The 24647-nt window shown below is 66.8% G+C and carries 27 protein-coding genes; 10 read left to right on the forward strand and 17 right to left on the reverse strand.

The window, feature by feature from the left end; genetic code table 11:
* Positions 1 to 155 precede the first annotated feature (155 nt).
* From ACW18C_RS06655 to ACW18C_RS06670, 4 genes are all read left to right on the forward strand, one after another.
* Complete coding sequence (locus ACW18C_RS06655; protein WP_008261352.1) at positions 156 to 626, forward strand: phasin family protein; 471 nt, start codon at positions 156 to 158, stop codon at positions 624 to 626.
* 169 nt (positions 627 to 795) lie between these two features.
* Positions 796 to 1125, forward strand: coding sequence for an ATP-dependent Clp protease adapter ClpS (gene clpS / locus ACW18C_RS06660; protein ID WP_035309618.1), 330 nt, complete (start codon positions 796 to 798; stop codon positions 1123 to 1125).
* Positions 1126 to 1138: 13 nt separating this feature from the next.
* Positions 1139 to 3442 (forward strand): ATP-dependent Clp protease ATP-binding subunit ClpA, encoded by a 2304-nt coding sequence (gene clpA / locus ACW18C_RS06665; protein ID WP_008264041.1) that lies wholly within the window; start codon positions 1139 to 1141, stop codon positions 3440 to 3442.
* Positions 3443 to 3534: 92 nt separating this feature from the next.
* On the forward strand, positions 3535 to 5202 hold the full coding sequence (locus tag ACW18C_RS06670) for a class I SAM-dependent methyltransferase (RefSeq protein ID WP_492073595.1): 1668 nt from the start codon (positions 3535 to 3537) through the stop codon (positions 5200 to 5202).
* Positions 5203 to 5211: 9 nt separating this feature from the next.
* Here ACW18C_RS06670 and ACW18C_RS06675 read toward each other — a convergent pair whose 3' ends face one another.
* Together ACW18C_RS06675 and ACW18C_RS06680 are read right to left on the reverse strand one after the other, a co-directional pair.
* On the reverse strand, positions 5212 to 6360 hold the full coding sequence (locus ACW18C_RS06675; RefSeq protein ID WP_492073597.1) for a GNAT family N-acetyltransferase: 1149 nt from the start codon (positions 6358 to 6360) through the stop codon (positions 5212 to 5214).
* A gap of 145 nt (positions 6361 to 6505) precedes the next feature.
* On the reverse strand, positions 6506 to 6964 hold the full coding sequence (locus ACW18C_RS06680) for a RidA family protein (RefSeq protein WP_492073599.1): 459 nt from the start codon (positions 6962 to 6964) through the stop codon (positions 6506 to 6508).
* 104 nt (positions 6965 to 7068) lie between these two features.
* Here ACW18C_RS06680 and ACW18C_RS06685 point away from each other — a divergent pair, with 104 nt between their 5' ends.
* Positions 7069 to 7986: a hypothetical protein gene (locus ACW18C_RS06685; protein WP_492073601.1), complete on the forward strand. Its 918-nt coding sequence runs from the start codon at positions 7069 to 7071 to the stop codon at positions 7984 to 7986.
* A gap of 19 nt (positions 7987 to 8005) precedes the next feature.
* Here the strand turns inward: ACW18C_RS06685 and ACW18C_RS06690 are convergent, their stop codons facing one another.
* Genes ACW18C_RS06690 through ACW18C_RS06700 form a run of 3 tightly spaced genes read right to left on the reverse strand, consistent with a single transcriptional unit; the run spans position 8006 to position 11350 of the window.
* Positions 8006 to 8746 carry a polysaccharide deacetylase family protein gene (locus ACW18C_RS06690; protein WP_492073603.1) on the reverse strand — a complete coding sequence of 247 codons (741 nt, stop codon included), beginning with the start codon at positions 8744 to 8746 and terminating at the stop codon, positions 8006 to 8008.
* A gap of 37 nt (positions 8747 to 8783) precedes the next feature.
* Entirely contained in the window at positions 8784 to 10079 is a 1296-nt protein-coding gene (locus ACW18C_RS06695; protein WP_492073604.1) for a nicotinate phosphoribosyltransferase, read from the reverse strand.
* 8 nt (positions 10080 to 10087) lie between these two features.
* On the reverse strand, positions 10088 to 11350 hold the full coding sequence (locus tag ACW18C_RS06700; RefSeq protein ID WP_426025427.1) for a DNA polymerase IV: 1263 nt from the start codon (positions 11348 to 11350) through the stop codon (positions 10088 to 10090).
* Positions 11351 to 11462: 112 nt separating this feature from the next.
* Here ACW18C_RS06700 and ACW18C_RS06705 point away from each other — a divergent pair, with 112 nt between their 5' ends.
* Positions 11463 to 11828, forward strand: coding sequence for a response regulator (locus tag ACW18C_RS06705; RefSeq protein ID WP_164952723.1), 366 nt, complete (start codon positions 11463 to 11465; stop codon positions 11826 to 11828).
* Positions 11825 to 13186 carry a PleD family two-component system response regulator gene (locus ACW18C_RS06710; protein ID WP_035309686.1) on the forward strand — a complete coding sequence of 454 codons (1362 nt, stop codon included), beginning with the start codon at positions 11825 to 11827 and terminating at the stop codon, positions 13184 to 13186. Before ACW18C_RS06705 ends, ACW18C_RS06710 begins: the two co-directional genes overlap by 4 nt.
* 144 nt (positions 13187 to 13330) lie before the next feature.
* Here the strand turns inward: ACW18C_RS06710 and rpmG are convergent, their stop codons facing one another.
* Positions 13331 to 13498 (reverse strand): 50S ribosomal protein L33, encoded by a 168-nt coding sequence (gene rpmG / locus ACW18C_RS06715; protein ID WP_008262536.1) that lies wholly within the window; start codon positions 13496 to 13498, stop codon positions 13331 to 13333.
* A 126-nt stretch (positions 13499 to 13624) separates the two neighbouring features.
* On the opposite strand from rpmG, the gene ACW18C_RS06720 reads away from it, so the two are divergent.
* Positions 13625 to 14191 carry a hypothetical protein gene (locus ACW18C_RS06720; RefSeq protein WP_492073605.1) on the forward strand — a complete coding sequence of 189 codons (567 nt, stop codon included), beginning with the start codon at positions 13625 to 13627 and terminating at the stop codon, positions 14189 to 14191.
* Position 14192: 1 nt separating this feature from the next.
* Here the strand turns inward: ACW18C_RS06720 and ACW18C_RS06725 are convergent, their stop codons facing one another.
* Genes ACW18C_RS06725 through ACW18C_RS06745 form a run of 5 tightly spaced genes read right to left on the reverse strand, consistent with a single transcriptional unit; the run spans position 14193 to position 18334 of the window.
* Positions 14193 to 14600 carry a DUF5990 family protein gene (locus ACW18C_RS06725; RefSeq protein WP_492073606.1) on the reverse strand — a complete coding sequence of 136 codons (408 nt, stop codon included), beginning with the start codon at positions 14598 to 14600 and terminating at the stop codon, positions 14193 to 14195.
* A gap of 2 nt (positions 14601 to 14602) precedes the next feature.
* The gene (locus tag ACW18C_RS06730) at positions 14603 to 15316 is read right to left on the reverse strand and encodes an NUDIX hydrolase (protein ID WP_492073608.1); all 714 of its coding nucleotides are present in this window, start codon (positions 15314 to 15316) and stop codon (positions 14603 to 14605) included.
* Positions 15313 to 17628, reverse strand: coding sequence for a ribonuclease R (gene rnr / locus ACW18C_RS06735; protein WP_492073610.1), 2316 nt, complete (start codon positions 17626 to 17628; stop codon positions 15313 to 15315). The genes ACW18C_RS06730 and rnr overlap by 4 nt, the downstream gene beginning before the upstream one ends.
* An 8-nt stretch (positions 17629 to 17636) precedes the next feature.
* The gene (locus tag ACW18C_RS06740) at positions 17637 to 18077 is read right to left on the reverse strand and encodes a type II toxin-antitoxin system VapC family toxin (RefSeq protein ID WP_492073611.1); all 441 of its coding nucleotides are present in this window, start codon (positions 18075 to 18077) and stop codon (positions 17637 to 17639) included.
* Entirely contained in the window at positions 18074 to 18334 is a 261-nt protein-coding gene (locus ACW18C_RS06745; RefSeq protein WP_492073612.1) for a type II toxin-antitoxin system Phd/YefM family antitoxin, read from the reverse strand. Before ACW18C_RS06745 ends, ACW18C_RS06740 begins: the two co-directional genes overlap by 4 nt.
* A 163-nt stretch (positions 18335 to 18497) precedes the next feature.
* On the opposite strand from ACW18C_RS06745, the gene ACW18C_RS06750 reads away from it, so the two are divergent.
* Both ACW18C_RS06750 and ACW18C_RS06755 read left to right on the forward strand, forming a co-directional pair.
* Positions 18498 to 19898: a pyridoxal-phosphate dependent enzyme gene (locus ACW18C_RS06750; protein ID WP_492073613.1), complete on the forward strand. Its 1401-nt coding sequence runs from the start codon at positions 18498 to 18500 to the stop codon at positions 19896 to 19898.
* A 5-nt stretch (positions 19899 to 19903) separates the two neighbouring features.
* Complete coding sequence (locus ACW18C_RS06755; protein ID WP_492073614.1) at positions 19904 to 21067, forward strand: cystathionine gamma-synthase; 1164 nt, start codon at positions 19904 to 19906, stop codon at positions 21065 to 21067.
* Between the two features lie 2 nt (positions 21068 to 21069).
* On the opposite strand, the gene ACW18C_RS06760 is transcribed toward ACW18C_RS06755, so the two are convergent.
* From ACW18C_RS06760 to ACW18C_RS06785, 6 genes are all read right to left on the reverse strand, one after another.
* A complete protein-coding gene (locus ACW18C_RS06760) occupies positions 21070 to 21522 on the reverse strand; it encodes a YiiD C-terminal domain-containing protein (RefSeq protein ID WP_492073615.1) in 453 nt (150 codons plus the stop codon).
* A gap of 57 nt (positions 21523 to 21579) precedes the next feature.
* On the reverse strand, positions 21580 to 21837 hold the full coding sequence (locus tag ACW18C_RS06765) for a hypothetical protein (RefSeq protein ID WP_008260096.1): 258 nt from the start codon (positions 21835 to 21837) through the stop codon (positions 21580 to 21582).
* A gap of 25 nt (positions 21838 to 21862) precedes the next feature.
* The gene (locus ACW18C_RS06770; protein ID WP_008262128.1) at positions 21863 to 22036 is read right to left on the reverse strand and encodes a hypothetical protein; all 174 of its coding nucleotides are present in this window, start codon (positions 22034 to 22036) and stop codon (positions 21863 to 21865) included.
* Positions 22037 to 22072: 36 nt separating this feature from the next.
* The gene (locus ACW18C_RS06775; protein WP_008260450.1) at positions 22073 to 22285 is read right to left on the reverse strand and encodes a cold-shock protein; all 213 of its coding nucleotides are present in this window, start codon (positions 22283 to 22285) and stop codon (positions 22073 to 22075) included.
* Between the two features lie 175 nt (positions 22286 to 22460).
* Positions 22461 to 23171: a TorF family putative porin gene (locus ACW18C_RS06780; RefSeq protein WP_492073617.1), complete on the reverse strand. Its 711-nt coding sequence runs from the start codon at positions 23169 to 23171 to the stop codon at positions 22461 to 22463.
* Positions 23172 to 23205: 34 nt separating this feature from the next.
* Complete coding sequence (locus ACW18C_RS06785) at positions 23206 to 24138, reverse strand: NAD(P)H-dependent flavin oxidoreductase (RefSeq protein WP_492073618.1); 933 nt, start codon at positions 24136 to 24138, stop codon at positions 23206 to 23208.
* Positions 24139 to 24647: the final 509 nt, after the last annotated feature.

Here is a 24647-nt window from a genome sequence, read left to right on the forward strand (position 1 = left end):
TTGAAGTGTCGAACCAGGTTATCGCCGTTCATATGTTGCGTCGCACAAAAATCTTGAATCGCCTTCGCACTTGCAGCATAACGGTCGCGGGCTCATCCGACGCCCCGATTTCGCCGTGCCTATTTCCCCCTCTTCCTTCCTCTGGAGACACGATCATGGCTGACAGCGCCGAAACCGTGAAGAAGACCGTCGAACAAACCGCCGCCAAGGCGAAGGCCCAGGCCGCCGAGTTCCAGGCCGCCGGCGCCAACGCCTTCCGTGAAGGCATCGAGAAGTCGGTGGCTTCGCTGGGCGAACTGAACGCTCACAGCAAGAAGAACCTCGACGCCATGGTCGAGTCGGCCACGGTGGCCCAGAAGGGCGCCGAAGCCCTGTCGCAACAGGCGCTCGGCTTCGCCAAGTCCGCCTGGGAAGACGGCGTCGCCGCCAGCAAGGAACTGTCGACCGCCCGTTCGGTGCAGGAGTTCTTCGAGCTTCAGACCAACTGGGCCAAGAAGTCCATGGAACGCTACATGTCTGAAATGACCCGGACGAACGAGATCGTCACCGCCACGGTCAAGGACAGCCTCAAGCCGATCAACGAGCGCGTCACCGCCTCGGTCGAGACCTTCCAGGCCGCCCGCTGATTTCGCGGCGATCCTGAACGGATTCGAAAGGCCCCGGGGTTCGCCCCGGGGTTTTTTCGTTCTGGGACCGTGGTTTGCGCTTCACGAAACCTGTGACTGGACGCCGCTTCAATTCAGGCCATCATTCCCTATCTGATAGAGAAGACGACTCCCCGATTACGGAACACGAATGCCCATACAAAGGCCCGGTGAAAACGGGGGAGGCGCAGGCGCCGCCACCGTCACCGAAACAAAGCCGAAGCTTCAGAAGCCCTCGCTCTATCGAGTGCTGATCCTGAACGACGATTATTCGCCGATGGAATTCGTCGTCTATGTGCTGGAGCGGTTCTTCCAGAAGAGCCGGGAAGAAGCCACCCGCATCATGCTGCATGTGCATCAGCATGGCGTGGGCGTTTGCGGCGTCTTCACCTACGAGGTCGCCGAGACCAAGGTCGCGCAGGTCATCGAGACCGCGCGCCGCCACCAGCACCCTCTGCAATGCACGATGGAAAAGGACTGAGAGGAGCCTCCCTATGCCTTCATTTTCCCGTCCTCTCGAAGAAACCCTGCATCGCGCAGTCGGCTACGCCAATGCGCGCAGGCACGAGTATGCGACGCTCGAGCACCTGCTGCTCGCGCTGATCGACGATCCCGACGCGACCGCGGTCATGAGCGCCTGCAATGTCGATCTGACCGCGCTCAAGGCCGCGCTGACGCTCTATGTCGATAATGATCTCGCCGCCCTCGCCACGTCCGACGGGGAGGAAGCCAAGCCCACCGCCGGTTTCCAGCGCGTGATCCAGCGCGCTGTGATTCACGTCCAGTCGTCCGGCCGCGAGGAAGTGTCCGGCGCAAACGTGCTGGTCGCCATCTTCTCCGAGCGCGAGAGCCACGCCGCCTATTTCCTGCAGGAGCAGGACATGACGCGGTACGACGCGGTCAACTTCATCGCCCACGGCATCGCCAAGAAGGCGGGCGCCAGCGAGACCCGTCCGGCCAAGGGCTCTTCACCCGAAGAGGCGGAGGACCAGTCGGCCGTCAAATCCGGCGGCGAGGCGCTGCAGGCCTATTGCGTCGACCTCAACGAGAAGTCGCGCCAGGGCAAGGTCGATCCGTTGATCGGTCGCCAGGCCGAGGTCGAACGCTCGATCCAGATCCTGTGCCGCCGCACCAAGAACAACCCGCTGCTGGTCGGCGACCCCGGCGTCGGCAAGACCGCCATCGCTGAAGGTCTTGCCCGCAAGATCGTCAATGGCGAGGTGCCCGACGTCCTGAAGGACGCCACCATCTACAGCCTCGACATGGGCGCCCTGCTGGCCGGCACCCGCTACCGCGGCGACTTCGAAGAGCGGCTGAAGCAGGTGGTCAAGGAGTTGGAAAGCCACGACAACGCCGTGCTCTTCATCGACGAAATCCATACGGTGATCGGCGCCGGCGCGACGTCGGGCGGGGCCATGGACGCCTCCAACCTGCTGAAGCCGGCCCTGGCCTCGGGTTCGCTGCGGTGCATGGGATCGACGACCTACAAGGAATATCGCCAGCACTTCGAGAAGGACCGCGCCCTGGTGCGTCGCTTCCAGAAGATCGACGTCAACGAGCCGACGGTCGAGGATACGGTGAAGATCCTGAAGGGTCTGAAAACCTATTACGAGCAGCACCACAAGGTCCGCTACACCGACAGCGCCATCCGCACCGCGGTGGATCTGTCGGCCCGCTACATGACCGACCGCAAACTGCCGGACAAGGCGATCGACGTGATCGATGAGGCCGGTGCGTCGCAGATGCTGGTGGTCGAATCCAAGCGCAAGAAGGTCATCGGTCAAAAGGAGATCGAGGCCGTCATCGCCAAGATGGCCCGGATCCCGGCCAAGTCGGTGTCCAAATCCGACACCGAAAGCCTGCGCGAACTGGAGGTCGATCTGAAACGGGCCGTCTTCGGTCAGGAACAGGCCATCGAACAGGTTTCGGCGGCGATGAAGCTGGCGCGGGCGGGTCTGCGCGATCCGAACAAGCCGATCGGCAGCTTCCTGTTCAGCGGTCCGACCGGCGTCGGCAAGACCGAGGTGGCCAAACAACTGGCTTCGACCCTGGGCATTGAGATGCAGCGCTTCGACATGTCGGAATACATGGAACGCCACACCGTCAGTCGCCTGATCGGGGCGCCTCCGGGCTATGTCGGCCATGACCAGGGCGGTCTGCTGACCGACGCCGTCGATCAGCATCCGCACTCCGTGGTGCTGCTGGACGAGATCGAGAAGGCGCACCCGGATGTCTACAACATCCTGCTGCAGGTGATGGACAACGGCATGCTGACCGATGCGGTCGGCAAGAAGGTCGATTTCAGGAACGTCATCCTGATCATGACCACCAACGCCGGGGCCGCCGACAACGCCCGCGCCTCCATCGGCTTCGGCCGGGGCAAGGTCGAGGGCGAGGACGACAAGGCCATCCAGCGCCTGTTCGCGCCGGAGTTCAGGAACCGCCTGGACGCCATCGTGGCCTTCAAGCCGCTGCAGGCAGACACGATCCGCTCGGTGGTGACCAAGTTCATCCTTCAGCTGGAAGCTCAGCTGGCGGACCGGAACATCACCATCGAACTGACCGACGAGGCGGCCGACTGGCTGGCCAAGAACGGCTTCGACGAACTGTATGGCGCGCGTCCGCTAGCGCGGGTCATCCAGGACTCGATCAAAAAGCCGCTGGCCGACGACATCCTGTTCGGGCGTCTGACGCGCGGCGGGCACGTCAAGGTCCAGCTGAAGGACGGCAAGATCGACTTCGACATCAAGAGCGCCGGCGGCGTGGCGGTGAAGTCGGAGGAAGAAGAGACGGCCTGATCGGGCCTGATCGACGACGAATGGGAGGCCCGGGCGGAGACGCCCGGGCCTTTTTTCATGCGCAGAGCGCACGGCGGCGGCATACTGGGCCGATGGGGCAGGTTGAACAGATTGAAGAGGCGGGGGCTTTGCTCGCCCAGGCGGAGGGGCGGCTGGCGGATGGGGATCTGCACGGCGCCTTTGCGGCCTACAAGGCGTGCCTGAAGGCGGCGCCCGATTTTGCGCCCGGGCTTGCGGGCATGGGTCTGTTCCTGGCCGAGCACGGCGATCCCGGAACAGCGGCCCAACTGTTGAGCCAGGCGATGGCGGAGGGGGATGCGGCGGTGCGGTTGCGGGTCGCTCCGGCGTTCGCGCGCCTGCTGGAAGGGCTAACGCCCAGCGCCTGGGATCCGGCGCTGGACCGCGATCTGCTCGTTTGTCTGAGCTCGCCCACCGTAGATCCGCAGACCCTGGCGCGCGTTACGGCGGAGACCCTGCTGTTGAAACAGGGGCGGTTCGACGGAACGTCGGCGATGCTGGCGGCCATGGGGCGCGACCCCTTGTGGCTGGCCTTCCTGTCGCGGTGCGTGAACGTCAGCGCCGCCATGGAGATGCGTCTCGACGCAGTGCGGACGGCGGTGGTCGAGGCGGCCGGCGCATTTGAATTTTCCATAGGAGATCTGGTCGCCGCCCTTGGGATCATCGGCTTCGCTTCCGAATATGTCGCACCGATACAGGCAACTGATGGCGCGGTCGCCCTGCTGTTCCGGTCGCCGACCCGGTCAGAGGCCACGGCCTTGGGCGAGGGTGAAATCCAGGCGCAATTGATCCGCCGCGCCATTGACGAACCCGCGCGGGAGCGCGCCCTGGCCCAGTCCGTGCGGGCTTTGACGCCCGACGGCGCCGACGCCGTGTCCGAAGCGGTCAAGGATCAGTACGAGGCGAACCCCTATCCGCGCTGGTCTGCGCCCCCCGCGCCCACGTCGCGAAGACTGTCCGACGCGATCGCAGCCCTGCCGAATCTTGATGGCAAGGCCTTCGCCGGTCGTGCGGAGACAGTGCTGGTCGCGGGGTGCGGCACAGGGTTCGAGCCCATCGACATGGCGCGGATGGACCCTTCGCTGGCGATCACCGCCATGGACCTGAGCCGCGCCAGCCTGGCCCACGGCATGCGGGTGGCGGAAGACCTCGGGCTGACGCGGGTTCAGTTCGTCCAGGGCGACATACTGGCCTTGGACCAGGTTCAGGCGCGGTTCGATGTCGTCACCAGCACGGGCGTAATCCACCATATTGCGCGGCCCGAGGACGGGCTGGCGCGGCTGGCGGGCGTCTTGCGGCCCGGTGGCGTGGTGCGGCTGGGGCTCTACAGCGAGCGGGCGCGGGCGGTGGTGCGGGCGGCGCATCAGCTGATCCGGGCGCGGGGCTGGACGCCGGTCGAGGCGGACATCCGGGCGTTTCGCACCCATGTTCTGGCTCTGCCGGATGGGGAGCCTTTGGCCGCGCTGAAGGAGAGTGCGGACTTCTACAGCCTCAGCGGCTGTCGCGACCTGGTCTTCCATGTGCAGGAGCATCGCTACACGCCGCCCCAGCTCGGCGAGTTGATCGAGGGAGCCGGGCTTCGACTGGTCGGGTTCGAGGCGTCGCCGGAGGCGAGGGCGGCGTTTGCAGCGGCGTTCGGCTCGGCCGATACGCTGGATCTCGGCCTATGGGACCGGCTGGAAGCGCGGCGGCCCGAGCTGTTCGCCGGCATGTACCACTTTTGGGCGCAGAAGCCGGCTTAGAGGCGGACGTCAGCCGTCCTTTTTGAAGGGCGACAGTTCCTCGGTCATCTCCAGCCTTTGCGCCTCAACGGCTGGACCTTCGCGCCGAAGATAGTCGGCCACCGGGCCGCGCAGCGCGGGGTCGGCGATGAAGTGGGCGGAATAGACCGGTGAGGGCAGATAGCCGCGCGCGATCTTGTGCTCGCCCTGTGCGCCGGCCTCGACGCGGGACAGGCCGCGCGCAATGGCGAACTCGATGGCCTGATAATAGCAGAGCTCGAAATGCAGGAAGGGCACGTCTTCCAGCGTGCCCCACTGGCGGCCGTACAGGGCGTCGCGGCCGATGAAGTTCAGGGCGCCGGCGATAGGCGTTCCATCGCGGAAGGCCATGACGAGGGCGATGCGGTCCGCCATCGTCTCACCGACCCGGGTGAAGAAGTCCCGCGTCAGATAGGGCCGGCCCCATTTGCGATCGCCCGTGTCCAGGTAGAAGGCGAAGAAGGCGTCCCAGTGGGCCTCGGTGATCTCGGCGCCGGTCAGGACGCGGATGTCCAGACCCGCCTGGGCGTCGCGGCGCTCGCGGCGGATGGTCTTGCGCCGGTTGGCCGACAGGGCGGCCAGGAAGTCGTCGAAGGTCCGATAGCCGTCGTTGCGCCAGATGAACTGGATGTCCTGGCGCGGTAGCAGGCCCGACTGAGCCATGTCCGTCCACTCGACCTCGGTCGGGAAGTTGACGTGCAGGGACGAGACCCCCATCCGCTCCACCAGGGTCAGGGCGCCCTGGAGCAGGGCCTGCCGCACCGTCGCGGCGTCTGTATCGGGGTGGTTGAGGAAACGCGGGCCGGTCGCCGGGGTGAAGGGCACGGCGCCCAGAAGCTTGGGATAGTAGCGCCCGCCGGCGCGCTCATAGGCGTCGGCCCAGCTGTGGTCGAAGACGTATTCGCCCTGGCTGTGGCCCTTCAGATAGAGGGGCATGACGCCGAGGACGGCGTTGTCCTCGTCACGCAGGGCCAGGTGGCGCGCCGCCCAGCCTTCCTGCGGGGCCGCGCTGCCGGAGGCCTCGCAGGCGTGCAGAAAGTCGTAGGAGACGAAGGGATCGCCGGTGTGACGCGCGCAGGCGTCCCAGGCCTCGCGGCCGATGTCGGCTATGGCGTCATGGACGGAGAGCTGGAAACTCACGCCCTGCCCCCAAAGTCCGTCATCCTCGGGCTTGTCCCGAGGATCCATAGACTCAGCCCATCGACGGTACGCACGCCGTAGACACCAGGAGTATGGATCCTAGGCACGAGGCCTAGGATGACGGGGAATGAGGTGGAGCTGACGGTCAACGGATCTCCACGATGGCGTCGACCTCGACCGCGAATCCGAGCGGCAACTTGTAGACGCCCACGGCCGAGCGGGCGTGGCGGCCGGCGTCGCCGAACACCTCGACCATCAGGTCCGAGCAGCCGTTGATGACGGCGGGAATGGCTTCGAAGTCCGGGCCAGCCTGAACGAAGCCGCCCAGTTTCACGATCCGCACCACCCGGTCCAGGTCGCCGTCGCAGGCGGCCTTGATCTGGGCCAGCAGGTTGATCCCGCACAGGCGGGCGGCGGCGTTGGCCTGGTCCGGCGTCACGTCCACGCCGACCGTGCCCTTGACCCCGCCCGAGGCGTCGTTCGACAGCTGGCCCGACACATGGACCACGGCGCCCGTCTGGACAAAGGGCACATAGTTGGCCACCGCCTTGGCGGGTTCCGGCAGGGTGATGCCGAGTTCGGCGATGCGGGCTTCGATGCTCATGGGGGCTCCTTGATCTGGTTGGCGGTTTAGCGCGGCGCAAGGGCGGCGTCACCGGTCGCGTGGCTTTAAAGCTTCGCCAACCGGGCCGTGTCATGGTGTGGCCCATGGATCTGCACCTGACTCCCGACGTCTCCGCCTTCCAGGCCGTTCTGGCGCGGCTGTCGCCCGAGGATCGGGCGCGCGTGGACGCGGCTCTGGAGCCGGCGGCGGTCAGAGCCGCCGAGGCTGCGCCCCACTGGGACTTCGAAATGCCGGCCAAGGCGGTGGACGGCCTGCTGGGGCCGAGCGTGTCGGACGACGTGCGACGCGGCCTGGTCGCGGCCTGGGCCCTGGGTCTGCCGGACCGGGTGAAGGCCATGGCCCTGCCGGCCGAGGTCCTGGCGCTCTACCCCTACTGGATCGACCAGCTCGCCGCCTTTCTGAGCAAGGCCGAGGGGGATTACGACTTCGATCACTGGTCCAAGGACGTGCGCTTTTCCCTGGCGCTCAGCGTGCCCGGCGCCAAGAGCCAGGTGATCGACCTCAGTTCGCCGGTCGGGCCGGGACAGATCATCAAACATGTGCGCGAGGGCTGGGGCTTCGGCCCGCTGTTCCGCTATCTGGCGGCGGGGGCGAAACGCGAGCCCTGGCTGGAGGTCCATACCGAGAGCCGCTGGCTGCGCGGCTTCAACGAGGACGGCTGGAACGAAGCCTGGGCCACGGCGGCGGAAATCTGCCGGACGCGGCCGGAGCTGGCGGGGATGATCGGCTCCAGTTGGTTCTATGATCCGCCCCTGACCGAGATCAGCCCGCGCCTGGCGCACCTGCGGCTCAACCCGCTGAAGGGCGGCGCCTTCATGGTTCACCAGGGGCCGGGCGAGATCCATACGGAGCGGGCGGGAACGGCCTCAGCGTCGCGCAAGGCCTTGATCGACAGCGGTGAATACACCGCGCGGTCGTGGCTGATGGTCTGGCCGAGGAAGGAGCTGATCGCCTGGGCGGACCACAGGAAGATGGAAGAGGCCGCTTCTCATCAAGCGTAGGCGCAAGTGACGGCGGTGGCTAATAGGCCGCCATCGCCCACGCCGCCGCGACCGGCTGTATGTCCAGACCGGCCGCCTTGGCCAGGCGGATCAGACGATCGATATCCTCAGGGCGGCAGCCGTAGGGGGTGGGGGCGTCGCTGACATCGTGGCCGTAGGCGATCAGCCAGCCCCTAGACGCCGCCGTGTCTGCGACCATCTGTTCCAGATCATAGCCGGGCAGGCGGCGGCTCTCCAGCCCGACGGCCTGCAACAGATTGCGGTCCACGCGGCCGGCGTTGATCCCGTCGCGCACGCCGCGCCCGCACAGGAAGCGGCGGTCGATCACCGGCTTGGCCCCGAGGGCGCAGTCGCCGAACGGATAGGCGAAGCTGAGCATCTGATAGTCGCCCAGCCGTTCCGACACCCAGGCGGCGTTGCGGGCCAGGCTGGCGTCCAGTTCGGCGGGCGACAGGGTCAGGGTCGAGACGTGTTCATAGGTATGGCAGCCGACCTCGTGCCCGGCCTCGTGCAGGGCCTGGAGGTGTTCGGTCTCGAACTGCGGCAGGTCCAGATTGCGACCGCCCGACAGGCCGCCGCAGACATAATAGGTGGCCTTGACGCCATGCTCGGCCAGGATCGGCCCGGCCTCGAGCCAGGCCGAGGCGGGGATGTCGTCGAACGACAGGCTGAGGACGCCGCGCGCGGGCTGGATCATCTCCGCGCGGACGTCGAGGTAACGGCCGGCGCGGCGGCGCATCTTGTCGATGAAGGCGTTCATCCCGCCCTTATGGCCGAAAGGGGCTTAAGGCCGGGTTTCAGACGACGACAGGCTGGGCCGTCAGGCCGCGCACGCCGAAGACGCGGCGATAGCGTTCGATCTCGGCCGGATCGCCGACGGCCTTTTCCGGGTTGTCCGACAGTTTGACCGCCGGCCGGCCGCCGGCCTCCGCCACCTTGCAGACCAGGGAGATGGGCTCCAGCTCGGGCGCGAAGGCCGGCGAACAGTCGCGGAAGTCATTGGTCAGATTGGTGCCCCAGCCGAAGCTGAGGCGGGCGCGGCCGTGGAAATGGGCGTGGGCGGCCTCGATGCCGTCGATGTCCATCCCGTCCGAGAAGATCAGCAGCTTCTCCTTCGGATCGCGGCCGTGGGCGCGCCACCAGTCGATCAGCCGTTCGCCCGCCGCGATGGGCGGCACCGAGTCGGGACGGAAGCCGGTCCAGTCGGCGACCCAGTCGGGCGCCTGGTCCAGAAAGGCCTCGGTGCCGAAGGCGTCGGGCAGGACGACCAGCAGATTGCCGCCGTAATGTCTGCGCCACTCGTCCAGCACCGCATAGGGGGTCCGGGCCAGGGCCGCGTCGTCGGGCGCCAGGGCGGCCAGGACCATCGGCAGTTCGTGGCCGTTCGTGCCGATGGCTTCCAGGTCGTTCTCCATGGCGTGAAGCACATTGGAGGTGCCGATGAAGGCCTGGCCCAGCCCCTCCTTGAGCGCCTGTATGCACCAGCGCTGCCACAGGAAACCGTGGCGACGGCGGGTGCCGAAGTCGGACAGGGCCAGATCGGGCAAGGCCCGCAACCGCTCGACCTTGGACCAGAGCCGGGTCTTGGCGCGGGAATAGAGGACATCCATCTCGAACCGGCCCAGCCGCCGCAGACCAACGCGGCAGCGCAGTTCGTTCAGGATCGCCAGGGCCGGAATCTCCCACAGCGTCACCTCGGCCCAGGCGCCCGCGAAGGTCAGGACATACTGGCCGTCCTGAACCGACAGGTCGTAGTCGGGCAGGCGATAGTCGGTCAGCCAGCCGATGAAGTCGGGCGAGAAGATCTGCTTCACGCCATAGAAGCTGTTGCCCGCCAGCCAGACCAGTTCCTTGTTGGTGAACCCCAGGGTGCGGGCGTGGTCCAGCTGTTCGCGCAGGGCGCCGATGTCGATCTCGTCGGCCAGGCGGACGGACCGGGTGCGGTTTATGACCTGGAAGACGACCGACGTGTCGCGATGCTCGCGCCAGATCATCTGCAGCATCAGCAGCTTGTAGAAGTCGGTGTCCAGCAGGCTGCGGACGATGGGGTCCAGGCGGAAGCCGTGGTCGTAGGCGCGTTTGGCGAGATCCATGCGGCTTCCTAGGGCTTCAACGCCCGCCCCGCCACCACGGCGTCCTTGCCGAATTTTTCGCGCAGGGCGTCGATGGCGCGTTCGGTTTTCAGGGCGCGGGTCTCGGGGGTCTGGAACAGGCCGGCGGGGGCGTCGTCGGCGTCCTGGATGTCGGCCATGCCGATGCCGATCAGCCGGTAGGGCGGACCCAGTTCCGGCTTCAGCAGGTCGCGGCCGGCGGCGAACAGGGCGCGGGCGGTCTGGATCGGGTCGGCCAGGCTGACGCGGCGGGTGATGATCTTGAAATCGCTGCGCCGCAGTTTCAGCACCAGAACGCGGCTGGCGACGCCGTCGCGCCGGGCCTTGGACGCCAGTTTCTCGCACAGGGGCCAGAGCTCGGCCTCCAGCGCCTCCTGAGAGCTCAGGTCTTCGTTGAAGGTCGTTTCGGCGCTCATGCCCTTGCGGTCGCGCTCGGGGTTCACGGCGCGGGCGTCGCGGGCGTGGGCCAGATCATGCAGGCGCAGGCCCGATTCGCCGTAGCGCTTGACCAGGTCGCGCAGGTCCGCCTTCGCCAGGTCGCCGATGGTGGCGAAGCCGTCGCTGCGCAGCGCCTTGCCGAACACCGGGCCGACGCCGGGCAGGGCGGTGACGGGGCGCGGCGCCAGAAGAGCCTGGGCGTTGGCGGCGCCGACGACGGAAAAGCCCCGCGGCTTGTCCATCTCCGACGCCATCTTCGCCAGGAAGCGGTTGGGGGCCAGGCCGATGGAGACCGTCAGGCCGGTTTCTTCCTCGATCTGTTTCTGGAAGCGAATCAGCTGGAAGGCGGGCGGACCGCCGTTCAGCCGCTCGGTCCCCGAAAGGTCCACCCAGGCCTCGTCCAGCGACAGGGGCTGGATCAGGGGCGTCAGCCGGCCCAGGGCGCCGAGGATGCGTTCCGATTCGAAGACATATTTGGCGAAGTTCGGCTTGATCACCACGGCCTCTGGACAGGCCTTCAGCGCCTTGAACATCGGCATGGCGCTGCCGACGCCGTACTGGCGCGCGACATAGCAGGCGGTGGACACCACGCCGCGCTTGCCCCCGCCGACGATGACCGGCTTGTCGCGCAGTTCTGGCCGATCGCGCTTCTCCACCGAGGCGTAGAAGGCGTCGCAGTCCATGTGGGCGATGGACAGCTGGTCCAGTTCCGGATCGGCGACGATGCGACGGGAGCCGCACGACGGGCAGCGTCGGTCCGGCGGTCCGGCGGGGTCGGCGCCGGTCCACAGGCAGTCGCGGCAGACGGCCTTCATGGCCACGCTTAAGGTCTCCGTAACCTTGGCTTCACCCCAACTTAAGACTGGGCGCCCACTATTCCACCGCACGAGGCGCCCCGTTGTGAGGGGCCCCGCAGGTCAGGTGATGATGTCCAAGAAAGTCCTCATCGTCGAGGATAACGAGCTGAACATGAAGCTTTTTCATGATCTGCTCGATTCCCAGGGCTACGAGACCCTGCAGACCCGTGAGGGACTGCAGGCTCTGGCTCTCGCGCGCGCGCATCATCCGGACCTGATCCTGATGGATATTCAGCTGCCTGAAATCTCCGGTCTCGAAGTCACCAAATGGCTGAAGGACGACGAGGAGCTGAACCATATCCCGGTGATCGCCGTTACGGCCTTCGCCATGAAGGGCGACGAGGAACGCATCCGCCAGGGCGGGTGCGAGGCCTATATCTCCAAGCCGATCTCCGTCATGCATTTCCTCGAAACCATCCGGCAGCATCTGGGATGAGCGCGCGGATTCTGGTGGTCGACGACGTGGACGTGAACGTCCGTCTGCTCGAGGCCAAGCTCACCATCGAATATTACGACGTCCTGACCTGCAACGACGGGGCGACCGCGCTGGATCTGGCGACGGAGCATCAGCCGGACATGATCCTGCTGGATGTGATGATGCCCGGCATGGACGGGTTCGAGACCTGTCGGCGGCTGAAGGCGCGGGCGGAGACGCGGCACATACCGGTGGTGCTGGTGACGGCGCTGGACGGACGCGAGGATCGAATCCGAGGGCTTGAGGCGGGGGCCGACGACTTCCTGACCAAGCCGATCGACGACGTGGTCCTGTTCGCGCGCGTCAAGTCGCTGACGCGGCTGAAGCAGGTGATGGACGAACTGCGCGAGCGCGAGGAAAGCAGCCGGCGCATGGGCGTGGACGGCGAGGGGGCCGCGCGGTTGCGCAGCGAGGGCGGCCGGGTCCTGATCATCGACGACGATGCGAGCCAGGCCCAGACGATCGCCGCCGAACTGGGACGCGAGCACCGCGTCTCCATAGAGTCCGATCCGGAGGCCGCCTTGGCGACCGCCAAGGGGCCGCTGGACCTGATCATCGTCAATGTCTCCGCCGAAAGCTTCGACGGGCTGCGGGTCGTGGCCCTGGCCAAGTCGGGCGATGCGCGTCGCGCTCCGATCCTGGCCATTGTCGAGCCGAAGGAACGGCCGCGCATGGTCAAGGCGCTGGAACTGGGCGCCACCGACATCCTGCCGCGCCCGATCGATCCCGAGGAGCTTTCGGCGCGTGCGCGAACCCAGATTCGCCGCAAACGCTACACCGATTTCCTGCGGCAGAAGCTGGACAGCAGCCTGGAGATGGCTGTCACCGACGCCCTGACCGGTCTGCATAACCGTCGCTACATGACCGGGCAGTTGCAGGCCCTGGTCGGGCGGGCCGCGCATGGGGGCGCGACGGTGGCGGTGCTGGTGCTGGACATCGACCACTTCAAATCCGTCAACGACGGCTTCGGTCATGACGCCGGCGACGAGGTTCTGGCCGAGTTCGCCGTGCGACTGGCCACCAATGTCCGCGCCGTGGACGTGCCGTGCCGGATGGGCGGCGAAGAATTCGTGGTGGTCATGCCGGGCGCCAGTCTGGAAGACGCGCGGATCGTTGCGGAACGGATTCGCCGGGACATCGCCTCCGCGCCCTTCCGGGTCATGGGCGGCAAGGAACTGCTGACCATCACCATCTCGATCGGGGTCGCCGCCACGACCGGCGCCGGCGATACGCCCGAAGCCCTGCTGAAACGCGCCGACGAAGGGGTGTACGAGGCCAAGGCGGGCGGTCGGAACAAGGTCATCGCCAAGGCGGCCTGACGTCGCTTGTCTCCGTTGTCAGACGATGTCGAGAAGAACGACAAGCAACTGAAAACGCCCGGCGGTTGACCCGCCGGGCGTTTCATTTTCAGTCTCAGATCAAGGCGCCCTCGGATCGTGCGAGGGTCGCCGGGCCTTAAGCCCTTACTTGATCTTGCCTTCCTTGAAGTCGACGTGCTTGCGCACGACCGGGTCGTACTTCTTGACGACCATTTTTTCGGTCATGGTGCGGGCGTTCTTCTTGGTGACGTAGAAGAAGCCGGTGTCGGCCGTGGAGTTCAGGCGGATCTTGATGGAAGCCGGTTTGGCCATCGGAATTACCTCTGCGACGGCGAAAGCCGCTTAAAATAAGAGGCGCGGAACATACTCAGCCGCGCCCCAAAGTCAACGGGCGCGATGCCACGTTGATGCGACGCGGCGCACATATAATGTCGTCGCATGAAAATCGCATCCTTCATCGCCGCCCTGGCTGTTGTTTCCGCGCCTTTCGCAGGCGCGGCGAACGCCTTTTCCACGCCGGAGCAGGACGCCTTCCTGGCGCGGCTCACCGCCCTGTGCGGCCAGAGATTCGAAGGACGGGTCGTCACGACCGACGCGGCCGACGCCGCCTTCGCCAGCCAACGGTTGATCATGCATGTCCGCGACTGTTCGGCGGACGAGGTCCGTATTCCCTTCGCCGTGGGCGAGGATCGGTCGCGGACCTGGGTGGTGACGAAGACGGCCGCCGGTCTGCGGTTGAAGCATGATCACCGGCACGAGGACGGCACGACCGACGTGCTGCACTGGTACGGCGGAGATACGGCGGAGGCGGGCACGGCCGAGCGGCAGGAATTCCCCGTCGACGCCGAGTCCATCGCCCTGTTCGACGCCAACGACGCGGCGGTCTCGACCACCAATGTCTGGGCGATGGAGGTCCATCCGGATCGGATGTTCGCCTATGAGCTGCGCCGGCCGAACCGGCATTTCCGCGTCGAGTTCGACCTGACGAAGCCGGTCGCCGAATAGGTCAGACGGCGCGCCAGGGCTGGAGCGGCCGCACGGTGGCGCAAGCCGGACCGCCGTCGCGGGCGCGGCCGGGCAGAACGGCTTCCAGCACGCGTCCGTCGCGCGCCAGGGCCAGAAGGTCGGCGGGGATGTCGTGGACGTCGATCTTGGCGCGACGGCTCCATTCGCCGTGCTGTCCGGCCGATGTGCCGATGGCGATATAGACGAAGCGTCGCGACGGTCCTTCGCGTCGCACGAAGGGGCCGGTCAGCCGCCCGTCGTCGGACAGGGTGACGGGGACGTCGAAACTGATCGGACCATCGTCGGCGACGCGGGGATCGACCGGCGCATTGGCCTTGTCCTGCAGGCCGTAGGCGACGCCTGGGACCGGGTCGGCTGTGGTCAGGCGCAGGGTGATGGCGTTGGGCATGGTCAGTCCCTGTGATCGACGACGTGGCGGCCACGCACCATGCGGACGAAGGGCAGGGAGCGGTCAGGATTGGCGCGGTCCTGGGCCAGGCGCTCGGCCAGTTCGCCCAGCACGAAGCGGGTGATGGCGGGCAGGTCCAGGGCGCGGGCGTCTTCCAGCGGCAGCCAGGCGATCTCGTCCAGTTCGCCCGATCCGGCGGTGGGTTCCGGCGTCATAAGCGCCTCGGACGGCGCCATGAAGAAACGGGCGTCGAACCGGCGTGTGCGGCCGGGCGGCGTGACGGCGCGGGCGATGTAGGACAGGACCGACAGGTCGGGCAGGGCGCCCGCCTGTCGATACTCGCGCCACGGCCCGGCTGTGTTGGCGGGCGGCGCGGGGCGGCCCAGGATCAAGCCGGTCTCCTCGAATGTCTCGCGCACCGCGGTCAGGGCCAGGGCGCGCGCGCGGCGGGCGGGAACCTCGGCCTCCAGCCTGCGGGCGACGTCGGACGTCAGATCGCCCGTTGCGGCGGCGGTGAAATCCGCCCGGTCGATCCGCCCGCCCGGAAACACCCACTTCGACGCCATGAAGACATGCCCTGGCGCCCGTCTTCCCATCAGCACCTCGGGCCGCGACCCGCCCCGCGTCAGGATCAGGGTCGCCGCGTCCTTGGGCCGCTGGGCGCCGCCGACACGCGGGGCGTCGGCGAGGTCTTGGGCGGCGTCGAAGGGGGTCACCTCCGCTTGCCCTTCCTGACGCCCTTCAGTCCGCCCGCCGGCTTGGAGCCGTTGCGAGGCTTGGGACCGCCCGGCCGTCCCTTTCCGCGCATGGGCGGGCCGTCGCCGCCGCGTCCGCGAATGCCGTAGCGGGGGGCGGGGGCGTTGGGGTCGCGGGGTTCCGGCTCGCTGAGCATTTCGAACACCAGGCCGCCGGTGACGGGGGTGGCCTCCATCAGCTTGACCTCGACCTTGCGACCCAGGGTAAACCGCTTGCCGGTGCGTTCGCCGACCAGGGCGTGGGCGCGGTCGTCATGGGCGAAATATTCGCTGCCCAGGGTCGAGACGGGCACCAGGCCGTCGGCGCCGGTCTCGTCCAGGCGGATGAACAGGCCGAACCGTGTCACGCCGGTGATCCGACCGGTGAAGGTCGCGCCGACCCGGTCTTCCAGGAAGGCGGCGATATAGCGGTCCATGGCGTCGCGTTCGGCGGCCATCGACCGGCGCTCGGTCATGGTCACGCCCTCGGCGATGGCGGGCAGTTCGGCGATCTCGCGATCCGTCAGCCCGTCCTTGCCGAAACCCAGCGCCCGGATCAGGCCGCGGTGGACGATCAGGTCGGAATAGCGCCGGATCGGCGAGGTGAAGTGGGCGTAGCGATCCAGGTTCAGGCCGAAGTGGCCGACGTTGTCGGGCGAATAGATGGCCTGCATCTGGGTGCGCAGAACCACCTCATTGACCACATCGGCGTATTCGCCGTCGCGCGTCTCGTCCAGCAGCTTGTTGAACCGCTTGGTCGTGCCCGGCTCGCCCTTGTTCCACGGCTTGCCGATGGTCGAGAGGAAGTCGGCCAGGTTGAAGATCTTCTCCTGGCTGGGGGCGTCGTGGACGCGGTAGATCAGGGGCGTCTTCTTCTGCTCCAGGGTCTCGGCGGCGCAGACGTTGGCCTGGATCATCATCTCTTCGATCAGCCGGTGCGCCTCCAGCGAGGCGCGTTTTTCGATCGAGGCGATGCCGCCATCAGGCGCCATGCGGATGCGGCGCTCGGCGGATTCGATCTGCAGCGGGCTGCGCTTCAGACGGCCCTTCAGCATGGCGTGGTAGGCGTTCCACAGCGGATAGAGGATGGCGTCCATGATCGGGCCGGTGGCGTCGTCGATCTGGCCGTCGATGGCGGCCTGGGCCTGTTCGTAGCTGAGCTTGGCGTGCGACCGCATCAGGCCGCGCACGAAGCGGTGGCCGGTCTTTCGGCCGTCCTTGTCGAACACCATCCGCACGGCCAGACAGGCGCGGTTCTCGCCCTCTTTCAGGCTGCACAGGCCGTTCGACAGCACCTCGGGCAGCATCGGTTCGACGCGGTCGGGGAAATAGGTCGAGTTGCCCTTGTCGCGGGCCTCGCGGTCTAGGTGGGTTCCAGGGCGGACATAGGCGGCGACGTCGGCGATGGCGACCCAGACGATCCAGCCGTTCGGGTTCTTCGGATCCTCATCGCGGGCGGCGTAGACGGCGTCGTCATGGTCACGCGCATCGGCGGGGTCGATGGTGATGAAGCGGACTTCGCGCAGGTCCTCGCGGCCCTTCAGCGTCGGCAGGGCCTGATCCTCGGCCTCACGCTCGACGGCCTCGGAGAAGCCGGTCGGGACGCCGTGGGCGTGGATGGCGATCAGGGAGGCGGCGCGGGGGTCGTCCTCCTTGCCGATGTGCTCGAGGATCTTGCCGCGCTTGGGCCCATAGCGCTGCTCGCCCTTTTCGATGGCGGCCAAGACCAGGTCGCCGTCGCGCAGATCACCCGACTGGGCCTGGGGCACCAGCAGCACGTCCTTGGAACGGCGGTCGACCGGCTCGACGCGGGTCTCGCGCGCCGACTTGCGGATGACGCCCAGGACGCGGTTGGTCCCCACGTCCAGCTTCTTGATCAGCCGGGCCTCCCAGCCGTCGCCGCCGCGCTGGAACTTGACCAGCAGGCGGTCGCCCAGTCCGGGCGCGGGGCCGGGCTTGCCCTTGTCGGGCATCAGTATGGCGCGCGGGGCGTCGGCGCCGGCCTCGACCAGACGGACGTACAGTTCGCCGTCGCCGTCGCGTTCGATCACATCGGCGACGCCGACAGGGGGCAGGGCGCCGGCTTCGGAGAAGCCCTTGCGGCCGCGCTTGCCCAGTTTTCCTTCTTCTTCGAGTTCGCGGATCATTTCGCGCAGGGCGCGGCGGTCGCCGCCCTTCAGGCCGAAGTGGCGCGCGATATCGGTTTTCTCGGCCGATCCGGCCTCGCGCAGGAAGGCGAGGAGGGTGTCTTTGTCGGGAAGGCCGGCGGGCGGCCTCTTGGTGGGTTTGGTCATTCAGTCTTTCAGTTCGACGGGGTGTCGGCTGGATTTATGCAGTCCAGGTTCAGCAGGCTCGCCGCCTGCGCCATGGGGTGATCGAGTGTGATAAGTTGTGCATTCAGCCGTCTCGCGACGGCGATGTGGATTGCGTCAGGCGTTCGGAGCTTCAGGTCAAAACGACGCACGAGGAGGCAGGCGTCTTCTATGTCGGCATCCAGTATCGCCGCGCGGGCGCCGAAGGTGTCGATCCAGTCGTCCAGACGCTGGAGCAGGACTGTCACCTCGGCCTCCGAACGGCGTCGCATCCGCACCAGTCCTGAAATCGCGGCCGAACATTCCGCAGCGCACAGGGTGCTGACGCTGATTGTCTGGTCATGGCGACGCATAAAGCGTTCGACGGACTCGGCCGATGGCTCGTTGAGCAGCAGGGCAAGCAGGGCGCTCGCGTCGAAATAGAAGCTCATACGCCTTCGTCGCGCATCTGACGGATCAGATCGACGGCGGAGATATCGAGCGGAGGCAGAGCTTGGCGGCGCGTTGCGAAGTCGTCGATCAGAGCCAGTCTCTGTGCGTGGGACATCGGCGTCCGTTCGGTCGGAAGAGAACGAATTTCAGCCACCGGTTTCCCGTGGCGGGTAATGATCACCTGCTCGCCCTCGATGGCCTTGTCGAGCAGCCGAGGCAGGGTATTCTTGGCTTCGGCGACGCTGTATGCGGCCATGATCGCTCTCCGACTGTGGCTATAAATATAGCCATTCTCCGTCTAGGCCGCCAGTCATGCCCCGGTGGCGCGGCTGGAACCGTAATGGCCGGTCAAATCTTGCGTGAGTTGACCGAGTGAATGTGGGGCTTCAGCTTCCACTGATCCTGAACCGGAGTCTTCGATGTCCCTTTCCGCCCCCGCCCTGAGCGCGACCGTGAAGTCGCCGCTGGATCTGATCGGCAAGACGCCGATGGTGGAGGTGACGAAGATCGACACTGGCCCGTGCCGTCTGCTGCTCAAGCTGGAGTCCCAGAACCCCGGCGGTTCGATCAAGGATCGGATCGCCGTCGAAATGCTGGACGCGGCCGAGAAGGAGGGCTGGCTTAAGGAAGGCGGCACCATCGTGGAAGCGACGGCAGGCAACACCGGTCTGGCCCTGACTCTGGTCGGTCGGGCGCGTGGATATAAGGTGCTGCTGGTCATCCCGGACAAGATGTCGAAGGAAAAGATCCAGCATCTGCGGGCCATGGGCGCCGATGTTCGCCTGACCCGTTCGGACGTGCCGCACGGGCATCCGGAATATTACACCGACATGGCCGAGCGCCTGTCGCAGGCCATTCCCGGCGCCTATTACGTCAACCAGTTCGCCAACCAGTCGAACGCCGACGCCCATGTGAAGACGACGGGGCCGGAGATCTGGGAGCAGACGGGCGGCGACATGGACGCCTTCGTCGCCGGCATCGGCTCGGGCGGCACCATCACCGGCGTGGCGCGCTATCTGAAGAGCGTCGGCTCCAAGGCTCAGATCGTCCTGGCCGATCCGGTCGGATCGACCCTGGCCGGCATCGTCAATGAGGGCGTGCCGGGGCCGGACGGCAGCTATACGGTCGAGGGCATCGGTCAGAACTTCGTGCCCGATACGGCGGACATGAGCCTGATCGATAAGGCCTATTCGATCCCGGACGCGGAGGCGATCGCCACGGCGCGCGAGCTTCTGCTGAAGGAAGGCATCCTGGCGGGGTCGTCCTCGGGGACGCTGATCGCCACGGCCCTGCGCTGGTGCCGCGAGCAGACCGAAGCCAAGACCTGCGTCACCTTCGTCTGCGACACTGGGGCCAAGTATCTGTCAAAGGTCTACAACGACGCCTGGCTGGCGGATCAGGGTCTGGGCGAGCGCGAGCTGCACGGCGACCTGTCGGACCTGATCAACCGCAAATACGAGAAGGGCGACGTGGTCGTGGCCGGTCCGGGCGACACCCTGGACACCGCCTTCAAGCGGATGAAGGGCGCCGACGTGTCCCAACTGCCGATCATCGAGGACGGCCGTCTGGTCGGCATTCTGGACGAGAGCGACCTGATCCACGTGATGAACACCGACGAGATCACCCGCAAGGAGCGGTTCGCCAAGCCGGTGGCCTCGGCCATGACGCGCGATCTGGACACGCTTCAGGTCAAGGAGCCGCTGGACGCCCTGATCCCTGTCTTCGACCGCGACCGGGTGGCCATCGTGCTGGACGGCGAAAAGTTCGTCGGCCTGATCACCCGCACCGACCTGATCAACCACCTCAGCCTGAACCGGTAAGAACCATGGCCGACACCAAGAACAGCCAGGGTTTCTCGACCCGCGCCATCCATGCCGGGCAGCATCCCGACCCGACGACGGGTGCAGTGATGACGCCGATCTACGCCACCTCGACCTATGCCCAGGAAAGCCCGGGCGTGAACAAGGGCTATGAGTATGCGCGGGGCAAGAACCCGACGCGGGAGGCGTTCGAGGCCTGTATCGCGGACCTGGAGGGCGGGACGCACGGGTTCGGCTTCGGCTCAGGCATGGCGGCGACCTCGACGGCGCTGGAGCTGCTGGACGCGGGCGATCATATCGTGACCGGCGACGACCTGTACGGCGGCTCGTGGCGGCTGTTCGAGCGGGTGCGTCGGCGGACCATGGGGCTGGACTTCGCCTATGTGGACCTGAGCGACATCGGCGCGGTCGAGGCGGCCATCACGCCCAAGACCAGGATGCTGTGGGTCGAGACCCCGACCAATCCGTTGATGAAGCTGGCCGACATCGCCGCCCTGTCGAAGGTGGCCAAGGCGCACGGCCTGCTGCTGATCGTGGACAACACCTTCGCCACGCCGTTTTGCCAGCAGCCGCTGAGCCTGGGAGCGGATGTGGTGATGCACTCGGCGACCAAATATCTGAACGGCCATTCGGACATCATCGGCGGGGTGCTGGTGACGGCGGATCCCGACCTGGCGACGCGGATCAAGTTCCTGCAGAACTCGGTCGGCGGGATCATGGGGCCGTTCGACGCCTTCCTGGCCAACCGGGGGCTGAAGACCCTGGCGCTGCGGATGAAGGCGCACTGCGAGAACGCCCTGACCGTGGCCCGTTGGCTGGAGACGCGCGCGGGCGTGGCCAAGGTCATCTATCCCGGCCTGATCGCCCATCCGCAGCACGAACTGGCCGCGCGCCAGATGCACGGGGGCTTCGGCGGCATGGTGACGGTGGTGCTGGAAGGCGACCTGGAGCGGACCAAGCGGGTGCTGGAACGGGTGCAGGTCTTTACGCTGGCGGAGTCGCTGGGCGGGGTCGAGAGCCTGGTGAACCACCCGGCGATCATGACCCACGCCAGCGTGCCCAAGGACATCCGCGAGAAGGGCGGCGTCACCGACAGCCTGATCCGGCTGTCGGTCGGGGTCGAGAACGTCGAGGACCTGATCGCGGATCTGGATCAGGCCCTGGGGTAATCCTAGGCGTCGCTCATGCTCAGGGCGACGAAGCTGCCTTCGAAGCGGCCTGCGGCCTGACCATCCTCGGTCAAGGTCGCCACGACTGTGACACGCGCCTTGCCGCGCCGATTGAACAGGGCGACGAAGCGCGTCCAGCCGGCCGGATCTGCCAACACGGCGGTGGACTGGAATGTCCCCGCGATGGCTCGGTCATAGTGGACGGTGTTGGACTGGATCATCAGTCGCGCCTTCAGCCCTTCGGCTGTCAGCCGGGTGTGCACGAGCGACCAGGCGGAGAGAATGGCCAAGGCTGAGGCGCTTCCACCAAACACCGTGTCGCGGTGATTGATATTGGGCGCGAGAGGCGCCTGAAGCGTCAGGGTGTCCGGTGTGATGGCCTCGACACTGACGTGCATCGCGCGGGAGAGCGGGATGTGGTCGTGGAGATAGGACTGGAGGGCGTCAGGCGTCATGGACGCCTTTTTAGCAACCTTGCAGCACGCCCAGCCAGCCTGGTGTCGTCGTCAGCCTCAGCTGGACGGCAGAGCCGTCTGGTGGCCGGTGACGGGGGGCAGCTTCTTCTTGGGGGCGGCGCGCTTGACCGGGGCCTTGGCGGCCTTGGGCAGGGCGGCGCGGCGCGCGACTTCGGCGTCGATGACCGGCAGGATGTCGCTGGCGGCCATGACCTGGGTCGAGGCGCCGTGTTCGACCAGACGGGCGGCGTTGGCGCGCAGGGTCACCAGATCGGCGTCGGTCATCGAGGGGATCATGTCGGCGAGCGGGGTCATGCGGGCGTCCTGTACGGAATAGGCGTCAGGGCCGGCGCGCGAGGCGCCAGCCCTTCAGCTGATTGAAGGCGATCTCGACCACGACCGGATCACCCAGCCCGGAGACGCCCTGAGGCGTACCGAGCGTGGGCAGGACCGTTACGACGTGGCCGTTGTCCAGGCGGACCTTGCGGCCGCCCAGCGGCAGGAGCTTGGTCATCTCGCCGTCGAAGGCGATGGTGTTCCGAAGCGTGTCCTACTCAGCCGCCGTAAGGCGACCGGCGGATTCCTTGCCGGAGCGCGAGTCGCGCTCGATCTCGTAGGAGATCTTCTGGCCTTCGTTCAGCGAGCCGACGCTCGAGGTTTCGACAGCCGAGGCGTGGACGAAGACGTCCTTGCCGCCGTCATCGGGAGCGATGAAGCCGTAGCCTTTGGTGGGGTTGTACCATTTAACAGTGCCGGTAGCCATTTGGAGACCTCCGTCTGGCGTTGACCGCAGGGAGGGATCCCTGGTCGGCCTGTCGGGTCTGAATGGGATCGGCGTTTGGACCTCGGTGCGTGATGCAAAGGGAGCAGCGGCGTTACGCAGAGAGATCGACCCTCCCCATATGGGCGGCCTTGGCCCGGGGCGCAAGGGCAGGGCGTCAGAAGGCGTAGGCGAGCCGGGCGACGAGGGCGTCCTCGTACTGCTCGTCCAACGCGGCGGCGTCGGTGTCGTAGTAGCGCAGGTCGAGGGCGAGGGCGTCGGTCAGGGCGTAGGTCACGCCCGCGTTCCAGCCCGTGTAGTCGGGGCCGCCGTCCTGTTCGCGTCGGCCGATGGCGGCCGAGCCGTCGAGGCGGGGCGAGAAGGTCCAGCCCAGTTCGGCCTCGACCCAGACGTAGGAACGGGTCGAGCCGGGGGCGTCGGGGGCGTACTGGACCAGCAGGGCCGCCTGGGCGGGACCGACGGCGCGGCTGACCTCGGCGCTCAGCTCCAGGCCGTCGGCGTCGTAGCCGGGATCGACATCGAGGCGACGCTTGTAGGCGAGGTTGAGGTCGAAGGCGTAGCCGAAGGCCTCGGGCCGGTAGCCGACGATCCAGTCAGTCTCGATGTTCGAGCCGCCCGCCTGGATGGTCTGGAAGCCGGGGGAGACATAGATCCGGCCGTCGTCGCTCTCCCAGGCGGCGTAGGCGGAGACATAGGCGTCGTTGCCCGACTTGGAGGCGGCCTTGGAGCGGTTGTCCGTCCCCGCCTCGACCTCGAAGCCCCAGACGCTGCGGCCGGGAGACGTCTGGGCCTGGGCGGAAACGACGGCGGTCAGGACCAGCAGGGAGCCCAGCAGGGCGGAGGGAACGAGCGAGGGGATTCGGATCATGCGGGCTCCAACGCGCGGGATGCGCGAAGGAGCCTTACAGGTTTGCGGTCCTGGCTGAAAACTGTTCCGTAGCCTGAGCGAACTCTTGTCGCAGGCGGCCGACCAGTTCGGCGGTCGGCAGGACGTCGTGGATGGCGCCCGCGCCCTGACCGGCGGACCAGACCGTCTTCCAGGCCTTGGCCTCGTCGCCCATGTCCAGCTTGTGCTCGGGCAGGTGTTTGGGGTCGATCCCGTTCTCGATCAGCGACTTGGACATGAAGTTGGCCGGGATGCCGGACACGGCCGGGGTGTGGACGATGTCGGTCGAGCCGCTGTCGATGATCATCTGCTTGTAGGCGTCGGCCGCCATGGCCTCGGTCGTGTTGATGAACCGGGTGCCCATATAGGCGAAGTCGGCGCCCAGCATCAGGGCCGCCGCCACGTCCTGACCGGTCGAAATCGCGCCGGACAGGATGATGGTCCCGTCGAAGAAGCTGCGCACCTCGTTGACCAGGGCGAAGGGGTTGATGATCCCGGCGTGGCCGCCCGCGCCGTTGGCGACCAGGATCAGGCCGTCGACGCCCGCCTCGGCCGCCTTGCGCGCATGGCGGATGTTGGCGATGTCGTGGAAGACCACGCCGCCGTAGCCGTGGACCGCATCCACCACGTCGCGCACGGCGCCCAGCGAGGTGATGATCAGCGGCACCTTCTCTTCGACCGACACCGTCATGTCGGCCATCAGCCGGGGATTGGTCGGGTGGACGATGTGGTTGACGCCAAAGGCGGCGGCCCCGGGCTTCAGCCGGCCCTTGATCTCGTGAATCCAGTCGCGATAGCCCTCGGCCGTGCGCTGGTTCAGCGACGGGAAGGTGCCGATGATCCCGGCGTTGCAGGCCTCGACCACCAGATCCGGGCCGGAGACCAGGAACATGGGCGCCGAGATGATCGGCAGGGTCAGGTCTTTTTGAAGCGAAGCGGGAATGGCCACGGGCGTCTCCTGGGTTTCGTTTCGCTACGCTTAGCGGGCTGTCGCGGGGGAAGGCAATCGGGGAGAATTCGGGCGACGGGATTTCAGACTCGCCGACGAAAAAACAGAGTCTGAATCGTATGAATCGTCTGAAATCGGCGGCGAAGCTGGACGGTGAAAACACAGTCCAATGAGTCCAATGAGTCCAATCTCGGCCCTTCCATCCGATGGGGGTGATTATAGCCGGGTTTCAAGGCGTGGTGGGTTGAGCAGGGTTTTTTGACGTCAGAGCGTTGAAAGGCTGAGAGAAAATCTGCGGAACTAGGGGCGCTGAACGTCACAAGCCTCGTGCGCGGCGCGCGCCCTCCACCACCGCGCGAAGCGGCGCGGCGGTCCCCCTCCCCCATGGGGGAGGATTTCGGCCGTCGGCTTCGTAGTCCTCCCCCGTCTGGGGGAGGGGGGCCGCGTCTTCGCGGTGGAGGGGGCCGGACGCGGATGGGGTCTGGAATGGGGCGGTTCGCCCGGGAGGA

It is taken from the genome of Brevundimonas sp. FV1ye7S, from assembly GCF_058680995.1.